Raw genomic sequence first — 16149 nt, 5'->3', positions numbered from 1 at the left:
GAGCCCGCCATGCGCGGGGACAGCAGCGTCGCGGCCACCGTTATTCCGTCAGCATGCGCACTTTCACGCGCTTGCCCTTCACTGTCCCGTCATTCAGCTTGCGCATCGCCTCGCGCCCGATCGAACGCTCGACCGCCACGTAGGTGGACATGTCCATCACGTTGATCTTGCCGATCTGGTGCTTGGCGTAGCCTGCGTCGCCGGTGAGCGCGCCGAGGATGTCGCCGGGGCGCATCTTTTCCTTGCGCCCGCCAAGGATCTGCAGCGTGACCATGGGGGGCAGCAGGCGCTCATTGCTGGCGGGAGTCAGGTCGGACAGGGGCTGCCACTCCATCTCGGCGCCCATGGCCTGCTCGATATTGCCCACGCGGCCCATCTCGTTCATGCTCGCCAGGCTAAGCGCCCAGCCATCCTGGTCCGCGCGGCCGGTGCGGCCGATGCGGTGGACGTAGACCTCGGGGTCGGGCGTGACGTCGACATTGATCACCGCTTCGAGCTGGGCAATGTCCAGCCCGCGCGCGGCCACGTCGGTGGCGACCAGCACCGAGCAGCTGCGGTTGGCGAACTGCACCAGCACCTGGTCGCGCTCGCGCTGGTCCAGCTCGCCGTGCAGCGCCAGGGCTTCGAAGCCTTGCGCGCGCAGCAGGTCGACCAGGTCGCGGCAGCGGGCCTTGGTATTGCAGAAGGCCAGCGTGCTGACCGGGCGGAAATGGTTGAGCAGCAGGCCCACGGCGTTCAGGCGATCGCTGTCGGCCACCTCGTAGAAGCGCTGGCGGATCTTGCTGTCATCGTGCTGCTCTTCCAGCTTGACCTCGCGCGGCTTGCGCAGGAACTGCTGGCTGAGCTTGGCGATGCCTTCGGGATAGGTGGCCGAAAACAGCAGCGTCTGGCGCTCCTTGGGGCAGTGGCTTGCCACATAGGCGATGTCGTCGAAGAAGCCCATGTCGAGCATGCGGTCGGCTTCGTCCAGCACCAGCGTGTTGAGCGCATCCAGGTTCAGCGTGCCGCGCTCCAGGTGATCCATGATGCGGCCGGGCGTGCCCACGGCGATATGTGCGCCATGCGCCAGGCTGTCGGCCTGGGGGCGCATCGGCGAGCCACCGCACAGCGTCAGGATCTTGATGTTTTCTTCCGCGCGCGCCAGGCGGCGGATTTCCTGCGTGACCTGATCGGCCAGTTCACGCGTGGGGCACAGCACCAGCGCCTGCACGTCGAAGCGGCGCGCATCGAGCCGGTTCAGCAGCGCCAGCGCGAAGGCGGCGGTCTTGCCACTGCCGGTCTTGGCCTGCGCGATCAGGTCCTGGCCGGCCAGCGCGATCGGCAGGCTGGCCGCCTGGATCGGTGTCATGGTCTGGTAGCCGAGCTGCTCCAGCGTCGCCAGCGTGGCGGGCGAAAGGGGCAGTTTGGAGAAAGAGGCGCCGGCAGCGGCGGGCGCTGCGGATTGGGTAGGGCTTGAGGTCATGCCGGATTATACCGGGCTGGCTACCGCGCTTCTGTCGTCAATTTGTCGCCTCCCGTCGCCTCCCTGCGTCTATTTACCCCTGGCGCCGGCTTCCCAGGGCGGCGCCTGCCATCCCAGCCGCGCCAGCAGCGCCTGCGCCGCTGCCGGCGCGCGCTCCTTGGCGCCGCTGACAAAGAACACGAAGACTTCGCGCTTGCGCCTTGCAGGTGCGCTGGCATCCACTTGCGGCAGATCCTCCGGCCTCCCGCCCGCCGCCCAGGCCTGCACGCGCTCGCCCCACGCATCCAGCGCCTTGGGCGCGTAGCCACTCCTCAGCGTCTGTGCGCTGCGCATCAGCCGCGCATAGACAAAATCCGCGGTGAGATCCGCGAAGGACGGAAACTTGTCCGAGTCCGTGAAGACGGTGGCCGCCTTGTACTTGCGCGCGAGCTTGAGATAGGCTGGCGTCATGAAGCTCTCGTGCCTCACGTCGAGCACATGACGCAGCTTGCGTCCTTCGACCGATGCCGGCAGCAGCGCCAGGAAGGCCTCGAAATCTTCCGGGTCGAACGGCTTGGTGGGCGCGAACTGCCAGACGATGGGGCCGAGCTTGTCGCCCAGCTCGGCGATGCCGCTGTCGAGAAAGCGCGCGATGGACTCGCCGGACTCCGCCAGCACGCGGCGGTTGGTGGCAAAACGCGATGCCTTGACGGAGAACACAAAGCCATCCGGCGTCTCGTCGCGCCATTTGGCAAACGAAGTGCGCTTCTGGGTGCCGTGGTAAGTGCTGTTGATCTCGATGGCGGTGAGCTGGCGGCTGGCGTATTCCAGCTCCCGGCTTTGCGTCAGTCTGGCGGGATAGAAGTTGTCGCGCCAGGGGGCGAAGTTCCATCCGCCGATGCCGACGCGGGCGATGGGCGCTTCGTGGGATTTGGTTGTGCTCCTAGCGCTTGCTTCAGCCATGCGTTCGCGTCCTGTCCAGGTGAATCGATGGGCCCTGAGCGCGCGCGGACAACTCAAACAAAGCGCACGCAGTAAATCGGCGGCAGATGTGCCGAGAACAGCTTCCAGCGCTCCCCGCCGCTCTCCGATATCCACAGGCTGCCGGTGGTGGAGCCCATGGCAAGCCGCTCGCCGGTATGATCCACCGCCAGCCCGTGCCGGTAGATCAGGTCATACGACGGCGCCGCGGGCAGCCCCTCGGAGAATGCCTCAAAACTCACCCCGCCGTCACGCGTGCGGGTGACCACCAGCTTGCCGTCCACCGGCACGCGGCATTCATCCTTGACTGCCGGCACGAACCACGCGGTATTGGGCCGGCGCGGATGCGCCGCCACGGCAAAGCCAAAGCTCGACGGCTTGGCGTGCAAGCGCTGCCAGTGCATGCCCGCATCGCCGGAGCGAAAGATCCCGCCATGGTGCTGCACCCACATTGCATGCGGATGGCCGGCACATTGCGCCAGCCGGTGCGGATCCTGGATATTGCCATCCTCGCGCCGCTCCGGTGGCATGTAGTCGGCCACCATGCCGCTCGCCGTGCAGGCCCAGTTCCTGCCACCGTCCCGCGTCTGCCACACACCGCCGCACGACACGGCCACGGTGACGTGGCGGCTATCGTGCGGATCCACGCAGATGGAGTGGATGCCCGGCACATCGTAGCCGCCGCCGAACCACTCGCTGCGCTCGGGGCGGTCCCACAGCGGCCGGTTCAGCGCCCAGCTGGCGCCGCCGTCGCCCGAGCGGAACAAGCCACCCGGCAAGGTGCCGGCCCACAGCACGCCGGGCTCGTCGGTCCCGCCGGTTTCCATCGACCAGATCTGCTGCAAGGACCACGGCACCGCCGGCGCGGCGATCGCGGGTTCGCCGGTTTGCGCAGGGATGGGTACGCCCGGCACGGCCGCGTCCCGGGGCGGATCCGGCTCCGGCTGGGGCGGATAAACCGGCACCGCGCAAGCCTCCCACGCCACGCCGCGCGCCCTGCGCCGCCATAGCTTCACGCCAAAATGCCCAAGGTTGAGTGCCGCATACAAGGCACCGTCACGCGGATCGCCCAGCACCATGCTCACTGGCTCGCCCAGGAAATGCACCGACTCCTGCAGCCAGGTGAGCGCGCTGTCGCGCCGCAGCATCAACAAGCCCTTGCGCGTGCCAATGAGAAGTTGATCGTTCATGCTGACCTCCACGCTTGAGCGCCGAGCCTTCAGCGGCAAGCCGTCAACCGCCTGACAGCGCCTGCACCACAAAGATCTGGCTGCTGGCGCCCACGCGATCGCTCATGCGCCGGCGGTCGCGAATGGCCGAGCCATCCACAAACACCGCCAGGTGCCGGCGCAACTGGCCCTGGTCATCGAGGATATAGCCGCGCAGCTCCGGCTGCTCCCGAAACGCCATCTCCAGCGCGGCGCAGACGGTAGCCGCGGGCACTTCCCGCTCCGGGCTCGGGATATGGCGCTGGATCGCAGAGGCAAAGACAAGGCGCGGCATGGCGTAAGGGCCAGCGCGGGGACCGCTGGCCGTGATGGCGAGTGTCTTGCAGTTTAGGAAATACTGCGGGGGAATGGGTGTGCGGTTGCGCGCAGTGGCAACAATCAGGGCTGTGGCGCAGCCGTGGCGCTTTGACGCTGCAACGCAGCATGCGCGGGAAGCCGGGACGCCCACCGGCAAGAAACCTCCAAGGCCTGCATACTGTCGGCTCCATGGCATCCATACCACTCACGTAAGGACGAAAGATGGCAAGCACCTTGTACGACATTCCCCTGAAACGCATCGACGGCACCGACAGCCGGCTCGCGGATTTTCGCGCTCGTGTGCTGCTGGTTGTGAACGTGGCATCGAAGTGCGGCCTGACGCCCCAGTACGAAGGGCTCGAAGCGCTGTACCAGGCCAAGCGCGCCGAGGGCCTGGAGGTGCTGGGATTCCCGGCCAACAACTTCAAAGGCCAGGAGCCGGGCGACGAGGCGCAGATCCAGGAATTCTGCAAGCTGACCTACGACGTGCACTTCCCGATGTTCTCGAAGGTCTCGGTGCTCGGGCCGGACCAGCATCCGCTGTACGCGGCACTGACGCAAGCCCAGCCGGCCGCCATCGGCGACGGCCCTTTCCGTGAACGCCTGAAGGGCTACGGCGTGAACCCGGAGAACACCACCGATGTGCTGTGGAACTTCGAGAAATTCCTGATCGACCGGGAAGGCAAGGTGGTAGCGCGCTTCGCACCGGACGTCGCCGCGAACGATCCGCGCCTGCTGGAGGCAATCGATGCGGCGCTGGGCCAGGGCCGCTGACCGGTAGCCGTTGGCTAGCGGCGCGGCGGCGTAGCAGCGGCACGAGGAGGGCATCAGGACTTGCCCACTCCGGCCGCCACCCGCTAGCTACGCGCCCAAGGTCACGTCCGCCTCCAGCGGATACACCGGCCGCGTCAGACGCGCAAACGGGAACTGCGTGTAGCGCGAGCTCGTCACGCCACCGCCATCACACTCCACCACCGCCTTTGCGATCGGCACGAACACCGGCCGGCAGTACATGCGCGACTTCAGCAACAGGAAGCGCTGCGCCAGGGGATCCACACCGATATGGGTAAAGATGCCCAGGTCCCAGTGCTCCTGCGGTGTCTCGGTCACCACCACCTGCGCCGCGCCGATATCGAGCAGCACGGTGCGGCCCATGCGGATGCGCGCGCCGGTGTAGGTCGGGCCACTGATCACGTATTCTCCATTGCTGATGGCGGCCACCCGGCCGGTCAGGGTCAGCGGCGTCGGGTAGATGCCAAGCTGGGTCAGCGGCACCTTGTTGCCCACCGGCAACGTCACGCGGGCATCCACGCCGGCCTCGATCATCGCGGCTACGGCCTGCGGGTCGCATACCGGCCCCACGGCAATGCCGGACAAGCCTTGCCGCAAGGCCTCGCGCAGGACCTGCATATCGTCGCAGGTGCCGCCCGACATGCAGTTGTCGCCGTGGTCCAGCAACAGCACCGGCCCGCTGCCACCTTGCGCGGCCAGTTGCGCGGCGCGCGCAATCGATTCCGCCAGCGGCTCGCTCTCATAGACAAAGCCGGCGCGCTCCGCCCAGATCTGCGCGGCAAGCTTGTCGGCCGCTGCCTGCGCCGCAGCCTGGCCGCCGTCGGCCACCACCAGCACGCTCAGGCAAGGCGCCGCGATATCCGCCAGCCCGAAGCCGGCCAGCACCGACACCGCCAGCATGCCGTCGGCCTCGGCCTGCCTGGCCGCCGCCACCGCGCGCTGCATCGCGCCTTCGCCGGTATTGCTGCGCAGTGTGTGCGTGACCATCGGCAGGCGCCGCCAGGCCAGCGCGGGCCGCGCCTTTTGCTCGAGCATGCGCATCAGCAGGCGGCCCGCGTGCTCGCCAGTCTCGTACATGTCCACGTGCGGATAAGTCTTGAAGCTGACCGCGATATCCGCGTGATCGATCATGGCCTGCGTCACGTTGCCGTGCAGGTCCAGCGCAACGGCAATCGGCGCGTGCGGCAGCACTTCGCGCAGGCGCGCCAGCAACTCACCCTCGCCGTCGTCGCTGTTCTGCGCGACCATGGCGCCGTGCAGGTCGAGCATCGCGGCATCGCACCCGGGCGCCGCCTTGACGATGGCATCGCACAAGGCCGCATACGCATCGGCCGCGACGCGTCCGCTCGGGTTGGCGCTGGCCGTGACCGGCACCACCAGCTCCGCGCCTGCCGCCTCGGCCAGGTCGATAAAGGCACCGATGGCCGTGCGCGTGCCCTTGCTCGCCCGATACGCGTCCTCGCCGTATTGCGGATGAAAGGACGACAGCGGCGTCGCCACCGGCGAGAAGGTATTGGTTTCGTGGTTCAGTCGTGCGATCAGGATCTTCATGGCGGTGCGGGGGCTCCAGCATGGAAGTGGCCGGGAATGTCGGGCCGGAACGGGGGATGGGGACCGGCGATGCGGCATCGGCGGCCAATGACTGGCATGACCTCGATGCAACGGCCAAAGTCTACCGGCATGTGGCCCGGGATGGAACGGTGAGAAAGAGGGGCACCGGCGCGCTGAAGGCCTCTCAGGCGGCGCCCCACCTCAATCCGTGCCGCCCGTCTTCGCCGGATACTTCACGGCATTCATCTCCATCTTGGCCTTCACCGCCGCGTTCAGGTCAACGTCGAGCGCGGTCAGCAACTGCGCCAGGTAAATCGTGATGTCTGCCAGCTCCTGCTCCACGTGCGCGCGCTCGTCCGTGGACATGATGCCGCGCGCCTCCTCCTCCGTCTTCCACTGGAAGATCTCGACCAGCTCGGCGACTTCCACGCTCAGCGCCATGGCCAGGTTCTTGGGGCTGTGATACTTGCCCCACCCGCGGGCCTCGCCAAATGCGGCGGCCGCTTGCTGGAGCGTCTTGATGTCGATCAGGGTCATGATGGTTCACTGCGAAAATAAGCACCGGGCCTATTGAACCACGAATGCAAGCGGCTCGCGACGCACAACGAGCAGAGAAACATGCGTTTCACGGGCACCTCATGTGCACCAAAACGCGAGACCATCGTTTCATAGTGGACGCATTCCACGCATTCCACGCATTCCACGCATTCCGATTGGGCCCAGAAACACGCATGACCGCGCAACACCCACCGCAGGCGACACAAGCAGCACAAGCAGCACAGGAAAAACACACCCCACGCACGCCGCGCGTCCACCCGGAGCGCCTGCTGCAAAGCCTGGACGATCTGGCGCGGCTTGGCGGCATTGAAGGCGGCGGCGTGTGCCGCCTGGCGCTGACCAACGCCGACGAGCTCGGCCGGGACTGGACGGTTGCGCGCATGCAAGCGCTTGGCATGGCGGTGACGATCGACGCCATCGGCAACGGCGTGGCCATCTATGCCGGCACCGAGGACCTGCCCCCCGTGATGATCGGCTCGCATATCGACACCGTGCGCACCGGTGGCCGCTACGATGGCAGCTACGGCGTGCTGGCCGGCCTGGAAGTCATCGCCACGCTGCGCGATGCCGGCCTGCGCACGCGCCGCCCGATTGCCGTGGCCTTCTTTACCAATGCCACCGGCGTGCGCTTCCAGCCCGACATGATGGGCTCACTGGTCTACGCAGGCGGCCTGCCCCTGGCAGACGCACTGGCGGCAACCAGCATCGACGGCACCACCGTCGGGGCCGAGCTGCAGCGCATCGGCTACAGCGGGCAAGCCCCGGTGGGCGCGCCGCGAGTGGACAGCTTTATCGAGCTGCACATCGAGCAGGGCCCGGCGCTGGATCTGCGCGACCTGCGCATCGGCGTGGTGGAAAGCATCCAAGGCATCTCCTGGATGGAGTTCAGGATCGACGGCATGTCCAACAGCGCCGGCACCACGCCCATGGACCTGCGCCACGACGCCGGCTACGCCGCCATGCGCATCGCCAATTTCGTGCACGACCTGGCGCTGCGCTACGGCGACAGCCAGCTCGGCACGGTGGGGGCCATGCGCTTCGAGCCCAACGTGATCAACGTCATTCCCGAGCGCGCCACCTTCACCGTCGACCTGCGCAACACCGACTACCAACGGCTCGCCCAGGCCGAAGCCGAAGTGCTGGCCTTTGCCGAGCAAACCTGCCAGGCGGAGATCCTCAACCTGAGCTACCGCTTGCTGGCGCACCTGGAGCCGGTGGCGTTCCACCCCATGGTCATCGACCTGATCGAGCAAGAGACCGCCTCGCTGGGCCTTAGCCATATGCGCATGCCCAGCGGCGCCGGGCACGACGCGCAGATGCTGGCGCACCTGTGCCCGACCGGCATGATCTTCGTGCCCAGCGTCAAAGGCCTGAGCCACGACGTGCGCGAGTACACCGAGCCGGACGACCTGGTCAATGGCGCGCAAATCCTGCTGCAAGTGGTGCTGCGGCTAGCCAACCGGCCCTGACCGGCAAGGCAACGCTAAACAGGCGCCTAGCGGCCGAGCCACGCCGGCAGTTGCGCGATCAGGTACAGCGCCGCGCCGATCAGCCCGCCGACCACCGTGCCGTTCATGCGAATGTACTGCAGGTCCTTGCCTACGTTCAGCTCGATCTGCCGGGACATATCGCGCGCATCCCAGCTGCGGATGGTGTTGCTGATATGCCGCGTGATGAACTCCGCAAAGTCCGGCGCCATATTGCGCGCCGCATCGCGCAGGTGATCGTTGAGCGATGCGCGCAGGGACGCGTTGCGCGCCAGCTCCGCACCGATCCACTGGCCCGCCGCCGCCACCTTGCGGTGCGTGGCGGAATCCTCGCGCGCCAGGTCGCGCTTGAACCAATCGCGCCACTCGGCCCAAAGCCCGCCGACATAGGCGTTCAGCGCCCCATCCTGCTTCAGGTGCGCCTTCAGCGCCTCGGCCTTGGCGTGGAACGTGGCATCGTGCTTCAGCCGTTGAATCAAACGCTGCACGGCCGCATCGAAGCGCTTGCGCAACTCGTGATCGGCATCGCCCTCGATCTGGGTCAGCACTCGGCTCAGCGCCGCGGAAATCATGTCAGCGCCATTGCTCCCGATCCACTCGGTGGGAAGCAGCCGCTCCTTCCTGGGGTGATCGCTCTTGAGCCACTCCACGATCCGCTCCGAGATAAAAGCGCGGGCGGGCGGCTCGTTCAGCAAAGCGATCAACTGCGCGATCGTCCCATCGAGCAGCGCCTGGTGCCGATCGTTCCTGGTCAGGCTGTCGAGGATGGTCGCCGCCGACTCCGACAGATCGACCTTGTCGATCATCGTATCCACCGCCCGCTTCAGCAGCGACTGGATGTTGCGCTCATCCATCACATCCAGCATGCCGCTCGCGAACTTCACCACCACATCACCGATCTGCCGCGCGTTGGCGGGCGACTCCAGCCAGCGGGTGACCACCAGCGCCGGATTGTGCCGCTCGATCAGCGCAACCACGGACGGCACGTCCAGGAACTTCTCCTTCACGAACACCGCCAGGCCGTCCGCGATATCGTCCCGCTTGCGGATGATGATGTTGGTGTGGCGCGCAAAGCCCGGCAACGGAATCCGCCGGAACAGCGCCGCCACCGCAAACCAGTCCGCCAGCCCGCCAACCAGCGCCGCCTCCGCCGCCGCCCGCACGCCATCCGTCAAAGGCGCGCGCGGCAGGAGGACGGTGGTGACGAAAACGGCAAACGCGAACAGCAGCAAGGCCAATGCCTTGCGCTTTGCGACCCTGAGTTCTTCTTCCTGATGCATGGGATACCGGGCCCTGCTGCTGGGCTTGGAGATGGGAGCGCCATCATAAATCGCATTCCGGACAAGGCAATGTCCGGTCCCGCTATCGGCTATCGGCAATCAAACGCTGCTGCCGTAGCGCGCAACATTCAAAGCCCAGGATACTTCGTCCGGATGCGCTGAACCAGCGCCTCGTCTGCCGGGTCGATGCCCAAGTCCCACTCGGGGAACACGCTCAGGTCGTCAGCCAGCTCGGTGATCACTTCGCGCAGCTCTAAAGGCGCCAGCCACTCCGGCGGAATCGCCTCCACGCCAAGCAACGTGCCCAGCAGGTTTCCCGTGATGGCGCCCGTGGAATCCGAGTCGCCATCGTGATTCACCGCCAGCACAACCCCGTGACGAAAATCACGCGCGACCAGCGCGCAGTAAATGGAGATCGCCAACGCCTCTTCCGCCACCCAGCCCTCGCCCAGGCGCGCGATGGCATCATCAAAGGCCACGCCGGAGTCGGCCAGCGCCTGCGCATGCAGGATGGCCAGCAGCGTCTGCTCGTGATCCGGCCGCGTGGACAAGCACGCTTTGGCGCTCGACAAAGCATCAGGCAGCGCAGCACCGTCGGCCAGCTCGCGGATCAACACCGCCAGCACGCCGCCCGTCAGCGATCCGCTTGGATGTCCATGGGTCAGCGCGGCCAGCTCCGTTCCCAGGGCAAAGGCATCCTGAGGCGATCGCTGCCCGGCGCGCCGCCACACAAACAGGCCAGCCGGCGCCACACGCATCACGCCCCCGCAGCCCTTGCTATCGTTGCGCGCGGGCTCTCCCAGCTTGAGCATCGCCTCCAGCGCCGATAAACAAGTGTTTCCCGGCGCGCGCCGGCTATGCAGTGCCGCCTGCTGGTAAAGCCATCCCGGCTGGTCCGACAGCACATCGCGATGAAACGCCGGCTGGATCCCCTGCGTCAGCAACCAGCGCAGATAAGCGCGCGAGGCCACGCCAGGCACACTGCCGACGCCCCCGCTCGCCTCGCCCACCCACGCCCGCAGCAAGCCCTCCGCCGTGAACAACGTCATCTGCGTGTCGTCGGTGATGGTACCGACGCCACCGTAGGCCGGGGCGTAGCCGGTGATGCCGTCCTTGCCAAAGCGCTCGCGGATCTCCGCGAGCGACAGGAACTCCACGGGAGCGCCCAGTGCATCGCCAACAGCGCCGCCCAGCAGGCAGCCCTGGAAGCGGCTGCGTGTGATCTCGCAATCCATGACCGAAGCAGAAAACAAAAAACCCTCCGTGTAAGGAGGGTCGACGCATGGCCCGTTTGGTTGCTCCTCAAGGAGCCACATCCGCTTTCGCGATCCACCTTGCCCGGGAAGGCAGGTTGGCTTGGGCGTCGACCCAAATCAGAATGTGGGCGGATTGGAACATGGGGGGTTGGTGGGTGTCAAGGGTGGGGGCGGTGGGCAGGGTCAGCCAGCGGAAACTACACGGCTTCGCCGGAACCAAAGAGTGTCGGGATATCGCGAGCGCCGTGAAGGACACGAACAACCGTCACTTCGTCATGGCTAGCCGAGAAGAAAATCACATAGTTGCCATAGGCGCAAGAGCGGATGTCACCACCCAGCTCGATTCGGCGGCGATATGCCTGAGCATTCCCCGCGATCCGTCGGCATTGTTCGCGCAGTTCCACGATGAAGGTCAGCGCACGCTCAAGGTTGTCCGCTGCGATGTAGTCTGCAATGGCTTCCAGGTCCAATTCGGCCAGCGGCGTAATCGTGAGCCGCATCAGCGAAGTTTGCTTTTATCAGCGGACCGATACTTGGTCTCGAGCCTGGCAAAGACGTCTTCAGCAAGCTTAGGCTCGCCGCTTGATCTGCCCGCTGCGATCTCAGCACGCAGCGCTTCCAGTTCCAACTGGTTGCGCTGCTCCTGCTGCTCAAGCAATCGCAGACCAGCGCGCACAACCTCGCTGAGATTGTTGAAGCGTCCGCTTTGCACCTGTTCACGAATGAAGGTCTCGAAGTGACTGCCAAGGGCAACGCTGGTTGGCATGTTGGCGCTCCTAACTGTTAACAACAGTTATTACATCAGGCTGAGCCGAAGTCGTCAATGTACGTTTGCCAGCTTGATAAATGTGCTTTTGAGTTATCTGTGAGCGGGCGACCAGCAGGGAACCGGTGAATTGACCCACGATACCCGCACGTTGCGGTAACCGTGCGGCCCGCTAGTCGGGAAAGTGAGAGCATCGCCCACTTCCTCGCCAACGTTATCGATTTGCCCATCGCCGGCTTCGCCCGGTGACTCGGTACAGATGTTGGTCTGCTGCAAACGGCGGCTCTGAACCCACCCGCCCTCAGCAGAATCCAGCCGACTGATCTGCTCATTTGCCGGACACGCCCCAATCGCCCTGCCGAAATTCCCGACCTATAACGGAAAGCCGTGCGGAATCAGCAAGTCGAGAAACATCCATGCGCCTATTTGGTCACTTCCGAGATAAACTGATGACGCGCAATCAAGTGCACGGGCATGCGTCGATTTGCCCGGGCATTTGAAGCACAGTGTGGCGACGAGGAGAGCCCAACGCACCGCGAACTACTTCGATTGACCAGCGCAGTGCGCACCCTCTATGACGATTTGCGGGACAACAGGTTGCGCAAGAACCTGCGGCTGGAGCAGGAGAGAGTTGGTTATGGCTGGCTTGAGGCTGCACTGGCTTAGCTTGTGGGGTTGGTCGCTCCGGTAAGCTTAACCCTGCGCCATCCGGTACCCCATCGCCCGATATCCCCGTTGTCGCTTCTCCCACATCCGCAACAACGCCGCGTGGCCGCTGTCGACGAAGTCAATGATGCGCACGTCAGTCTTGGTGGCGTGCTCGCGGTGCAGCCGGCCAGCATATTGGTGCAACGTCCCCTTCCACGACACCGGCATAGCCAGCACCAATGTGTCCAGCGGTGGATGATCAAAGCCTTCGCCCACCAGCTTGCCCGTTGCCAACAAAATGCGCGGGGCATCCAAAGGCAACGCGTCCAGTTCGCTGACAACAATCGCACGCTGCTTCTTCGACATCCGGCCATGCAAGACGAACAGTGCCGGCACCTTCGCCTCCAGCACAGCCCGTATCGCATCGAGATGCTCTGTACGCTCTGTCAGCACCAGCACCTTCCGACCTTGCACGAATGCGTCTTCGGCCTCGGCCACAATCGCGTCCGTTCTTGCTTGAGCCTGGGCAAGATGCTTGAACACATCTTGAATCCCCGCCTCCTGCGGCAGGTCAATGCGGGTACTCAGCATGCGCGGAATCACCTCCAGATCATGGGGGGCGCTAGATGGCCTAGCTGCTGTGTGTCGAATCGGACCGCATTGCATGAAGATGATGGGCTGCTGGCCATCCCGGCGAATCGGCGTGGCTGTCAAGCCAAGCACGTACTTCGCCCTGACCTTCCGCAAGATGGCGTCGATGGATGCCGCGCCGACGTGGTGGCATTCGTCAACGATAACGTGTCCATAGCTCTCCACCAGCGGATTGACCTCTTGTTGCCGCGAAAGCGATTGCATCACTGCGATATCGATCCTGCCGGTGGGCCTGGCTTTGCCGCCGCCAATGGTACCCAGTACGTCCCTGCCGATACCGAGAAAAACCTGGAGACGCTCCTGCCACTGCTTGAGCAGTTCGGTGCGATGCACAAGCACCAGGGTACTTACGCCACGCCGCGCGATCATCGCCGCTGCAGTCACCGTCTTTCCGAAGGCTGTCGGGGCGCACAGCACGCCGACATCGTGGTCCAGCATGGCGGCCACGGCCGCCTCCTGGTCCGGGCGCAACACGCCGGCGAACTTCACTTCAAGTTGCTCCCCGCCATGTCGCTCGTCGCGAAGATCGGCACGGATGCCGTTGTCATGAAGCAACGCTTTCGCCGCATCGAGGCAACCGCGCGGCAGCGCAATGTGTTGTGGATAATTCTCCGCACAACCAATCACCCGCGGCTTGTCCCACACCGACATCCGCATGGCCTGCGCCTTATAGAACTCCGGGTTCTGAAATGCAGCAAGGCGGATCAAGCGGTTCGCCAACGGCTGCGGCAGGGCTGCCTTCTCGACATAAACGAGATTCGCCAGCGTCACGGCGAGGGACTCCGGCATCGGCAAGGACAGCTTGCTGGTGGACGGCGATGCGGACTTCCAAGGTGTTCCCAAGTCCTCCTCATCAATGAACGTCACGTCCAGCGGATGCGCTCCCCCGGTGGCAAGCAAGATGGCGGGCTCGATGTCGTGTGGCGCCATTGCCCGGACTGACAACAGGAATGCCCACTGATCCGGATAGGGCTGCAGGCTGGCGTCGACGAACACGCTGCAGCCGTTCTCCCTCGGCTTCTTCTGAAGGGGCAGGGCGATCAGGTTTCCGAAGCCGCCCTTCGGCATCGTGTCCTGGTTCGGGAACAGCCGGTCATACGATTCGAGTTTCAGTTGCCGCGTGCGTGCGCACGCATGGCTGATGATCGCCGTACCCAGGCGACGGGCATCGCGTGCGGACACCTTGTTCGTAAAGAACACCCACGCATGCGCGCCCTGGCCGGAGCGGGAAATTTCAAGGCTGACGGGGACTCCCAGTTCGTCGCACGATTGAACGAATGCGCGCGCATCCTCGCGCCACTCGGCCTTGTCGAAATCGACTGCGAGGAAATAGCAGCTGTCGTCCTCCAGCAACGGATAGACGCCTACGGTGTGCACACCGGCCAGATGATCGTAAATGACCGATTCCGACAGCGGAATCAGCAGACGATTGCCACAGTCCGAGCATTTGAGGCGTGGCTTCTCGCATACACCTGTGCGCCACTCGTTGGCGCACGCCGGCGCATAACCCGCGCGCCCGGAAGTCCTGCTCTCCCACCGGATGGGATAGGCATCCGTTCGTCCGCGGAACAAGCGGCGAAATAGAGCGACCTTGTCGTCCGTGGAGAGACGAGACGACTCCGTTCCGGGCAGAGGCTGCAATCGCACCGTCGGCAAGCGCCACTCGATGCCGTGCTTCTGCAACAGCGCAATCAGCCGAGCGTTCTCAGTCTGTAGTGCGGCTACGGAATCACGCTCATCCATCGGCACCGAACTCAGCAAGGAGCTCGCCCATGTCGTCGCCCACGCCGTAGCCAATATCCTGCCCAAGGCTGCTTACGGCCCCGAGCCGCTTCCGCAGCGGCTGCCGCTGCGCCTCTGGCAAGTTGCCGATCTCCATCAACGCCTGCTCGAACATCCGCACCAACGCACTGAAGTAGTTTTCGTCCTCCAGGCCCTCGTTGGCGCATCCGATCGCGCGCTCACAATAGAACACCATCAACTCGGCAAGCCCCTCGGGCCGCCCGATGGCCTTCTTGTAGTCCGCGATGGCCTTCTTCGCCGTCACAACCGAATGCCGATGGTTCGTGAACGGTTTGGGCCACAGCCAGCGGTCGATTGTCGCCTTGTATGGTTTGAGGACGTCGTCCCCTAATCCGAAGCGGGCGTGCAGGAAGGACTGGTTGTCCTTGCTGGCGGCGTACATGTCTTGCACCAGGCACACAATGCCAGCACGGTCGAGGTCGGCCAGTCTGGCTTTGAGATCGCTCCAGCTGGGCGTGGTTTTCTTGGTCACCATTTCTATCAACTAGTCTTCGTCATACAACCAGCGACAGTTGTCAACCAAAGGTTAACAGCTGCCTGGCCGGGCGCCGCATCGGACATGGATGCCGAGCAGCGCCATAAGCCCGTCCTCGAAATCAGGAATCGGTCGGTTGTTCCGATCCATGATGTAGCGAGGGCAATCTTAGCCCGAAATCCGAGTCCGCCTCGTCCCAGGCGGATAGCGAAGCTTGCCGACAGGCTCATTCAGGCTTCGCATCGCAATCAGGCAGAACAAACTGCTTCCTAAAGAGCCGCGCCGCCTCCGTCAGCCCTTGCGCAGTGAACTCCACCGACTTCGCCTTGTTGACAGGGTCGGCAATAAGACCGCGCTCATGAAGGCGGTTCAAAGCCTCCCAGTCAAAACCTTTCCACGCCCGATCGTAGTCGTGCAGTGTCAGGTAAAGGAGACCCAGGACAGCATTGTCGATTGCTTCGGTATTGAGTTGATCGGGATTCATGTTCGATCCTCCTTCTTGGGCGGCTTCGCCGTCAGCCAACGGCTCGATCGTCGCCGCCTCAGCACGGCTTGTTCCTGCCCACAGGGCGGTACTTGCCCTCGAGCCTGGCGAACACAACTATAGCGGGCTTTTGTGCACCGCCGGATCTGCCCGCCAGGATCTCCACACGCAACATCCCAGGTTCCAACCGAGTGCTTTGCTACTCACGACTGGAGCCTTCCAAACGCCAGCGGAGGGGCTCCCCCGGCAGGCGTCTTGGTCTTCCCAACACGAAACAACAGTGATTGCAGCAGGCTCATCAGGGCAAGTCAAGCCGCCCGGCTCACGGCGCCGATGGGCATCCAATCGCGAGTGCTGCGCGACCAAGGCGCTGAGTTGCGGTCACGTGCCAACCGGTTCTCCACCTCGGTGATGACCAGGTGCCGCGTTGTATCCTCACATCAACTGAAA

Annotated in this window: 16 protein-coding genes and 1 riboswitch; of the genes, 3 read left to right on the top strand and 13 right to left on the bottom strand. The window is 64.6% G+C overall.

Features of this window, described 5'->3' with window-relative positions; translation table 11 throughout:
- Positions 1 to 40: 40 nt before the first annotated feature.
- The 4 genes from dbpA to AC1RQK_RS13160 all read right to left on the bottom strand — a co-directional run bounded on the left by dbpA (position 41) and on the right by AC1RQK_RS13160 (position 3925).
- The gene (gene dbpA / locus AC1RQK_RS13175; RefSeq protein WP_492375486.1) at positions 41 to 1462 is read right to left on the bottom strand and encodes an ATP-dependent RNA helicase DbpA; all 1422 of its coding nucleotides are present in this window, start codon (positions 1460 to 1462) and stop codon (positions 41 to 43) included.
- A 69-nt stretch (positions 1463 to 1531) separates the two neighbouring features.
- A complete protein-coding gene (locus AC1RQK_RS13170; RefSeq protein WP_492809300.1) occupies positions 1532 to 2404 on the bottom strand; it encodes a DUF72 domain-containing protein in 873 nt (290 codons plus the stop codon).
- 53 nt (positions 2405 to 2457) lie between these two features.
- Entirely contained in the window at positions 2458 to 3612 is a 1155-nt protein-coding gene (locus AC1RQK_RS13165; protein WP_492375488.1) for a WD40/YVTN/BNR-like repeat-containing protein, read from the bottom strand.
- 43 nt (positions 3613 to 3655) lie between these two features.
- Entirely contained in the window at positions 3656 to 3925 is a 270-nt protein-coding gene (locus AC1RQK_RS13160) for a MoaD/ThiS family protein (RefSeq protein ID WP_043342689.1), read from the bottom strand.
- A gap of 245 nt (positions 3926 to 4170) precedes the next feature.
- On the opposite strand from AC1RQK_RS13160, the gene AC1RQK_RS13155 reads away from it, so the two are divergent.
- Positions 4171 to 4722 carry a glutathione peroxidase gene (locus tag AC1RQK_RS13155; protein ID WP_492809299.1) on the top strand — a complete coding sequence of 184 codons (552 nt, stop codon included), beginning with the start codon at positions 4171 to 4173 and terminating at the stop codon, positions 4720 to 4722.
- A gap of 87 nt (positions 4723 to 4809) precedes the next feature.
- On the opposite strand, the gene AC1RQK_RS13150 is transcribed toward AC1RQK_RS13155, so the two are convergent.
- Positions 4810 to 6291 (bottom strand): M81 family metallopeptidase, encoded by a 1482-nt coding sequence (locus AC1RQK_RS13150; protein WP_492809298.1) that lies wholly within the window; start codon positions 6289 to 6291, stop codon positions 4810 to 4812.
- Positions 6292 to 6492: 201 nt separating this feature from the next.
- Complete coding sequence (locus AC1RQK_RS13145) at positions 6493 to 6828, bottom strand: nucleotide pyrophosphohydrolase (RefSeq protein WP_043342674.1); 336 nt, start codon at positions 6826 to 6828, stop codon at positions 6493 to 6495.
- A gap of 194 nt (positions 6829 to 7022) precedes the next feature.
- Here AC1RQK_RS13145 and AC1RQK_RS13140 point away from each other — a divergent pair, with 194 nt between their 5' ends.
- Positions 7023 to 8318 carry a Zn-dependent hydrolase gene (locus tag AC1RQK_RS13140; RefSeq protein ID WP_492809297.1) on the top strand — a complete coding sequence of 432 codons (1296 nt, stop codon included), beginning with the start codon at positions 7023 to 7025 and terminating at the stop codon, positions 8316 to 8318.
- 26 nt (positions 8319 to 8344) lie between these two features.
- Here AC1RQK_RS13140 and AC1RQK_RS13135 read toward each other — a convergent pair whose 3' ends face one another.
- The 4 genes from AC1RQK_RS13135 to AC1RQK_RS13120 form a co-directional block, all read right to left on the bottom strand.
- On the bottom strand, positions 8345 to 9616 hold the full coding sequence (locus AC1RQK_RS13135) for a DUF445 domain-containing protein (RefSeq protein ID WP_492809296.1): 1272 nt from the start codon (positions 9614 to 9616) through the stop codon (positions 8345 to 8347).
- Between the two features lie 128 nt (positions 9617 to 9744).
- Positions 9745 to 10869 (bottom strand): ADP-ribosylglycohydrolase family protein, encoded by a 1125-nt coding sequence (locus AC1RQK_RS13130; RefSeq protein WP_492809295.1) that lies wholly within the window; start codon positions 10867 to 10869, stop codon positions 9745 to 9747.
- Between the two features lie 28 nt (positions 10870 to 10897).
- A riboswitch (SAM-I-IV-variant riboswitch) is annotated at positions 10898 to 11003 on the bottom strand.
- 66 nt (positions 11004 to 11069) lie between these two features.
- Positions 11070 to 11372, bottom strand: coding sequence for a type II toxin-antitoxin system RelE/ParE family toxin (locus tag AC1RQK_RS13125; protein ID WP_492809294.1), 303 nt, complete (start codon positions 11370 to 11372; stop codon positions 11070 to 11072).
- The gene (locus tag AC1RQK_RS13120) at positions 11372 to 11638 is read right to left on the bottom strand and encodes a type II toxin-antitoxin system ParD family antitoxin (protein WP_492809293.1); all 267 of its coding nucleotides are present in this window, start codon (positions 11636 to 11638) and stop codon (positions 11372 to 11374) included. Before AC1RQK_RS13120 ends, AC1RQK_RS13125 begins: the two co-directional genes overlap by 1 nt.
- A 474-nt stretch (positions 11639 to 12112) precedes the next feature.
- Between AC1RQK_RS13120 and AC1RQK_RS13115 the strand changes: the two genes are divergently transcribed.
- Positions 12113 to 12304 (top strand): Wadjet anti-phage system protein JetD domain-containing protein, encoded by a 192-nt coding sequence (locus AC1RQK_RS13115; RefSeq protein WP_492809292.1) that lies wholly within the window; start codon positions 12113 to 12115, stop codon positions 12302 to 12304.
- Between the two features lie 27 nt (positions 12305 to 12331).
- Here AC1RQK_RS13115 and AC1RQK_RS13110 read toward each other — a convergent pair whose 3' ends face one another.
- The 3 genes from AC1RQK_RS13110 to AC1RQK_RS13100 form a co-directional block, all read right to left on the bottom strand.
- Positions 12332 to 14680, bottom strand: a complete 2349-nt coding sequence (locus tag AC1RQK_RS13110) for a TOTE conflict system archaeo-eukaryotic primase domain-containing protein (protein WP_492809291.1) — start codon at positions 14678 to 14680, stop codon at positions 12332 to 12334.
- Complete coding sequence (locus AC1RQK_RS13105) at positions 14673 to 15215, bottom strand: hypothetical protein (protein WP_492809290.1); 543 nt, start codon at positions 15213 to 15215, stop codon at positions 14673 to 14675. Before AC1RQK_RS13105 ends, AC1RQK_RS13110 begins: the two co-directional genes overlap by 8 nt.
- A gap of 226 nt (positions 15216 to 15441) precedes the next feature.
- The gene (locus AC1RQK_RS13100; protein ID WP_492809289.1) at positions 15442 to 15699 is read right to left on the bottom strand and encodes a DUF6429 family protein; all 258 of its coding nucleotides are present in this window, start codon (positions 15697 to 15699) and stop codon (positions 15442 to 15444) included.
- Between the last annotated feature and the right edge of the window lie 450 nt (positions 15700 to 16149).

The organism is Cupriavidus sp. GW822-FHT02D05, from assembly GCF_058802485.1.
The sequence above is the reverse complement of the archived record's forward strand: the minus strand, read 5'-3'. Positions and strand labels throughout refer to the sequence as shown.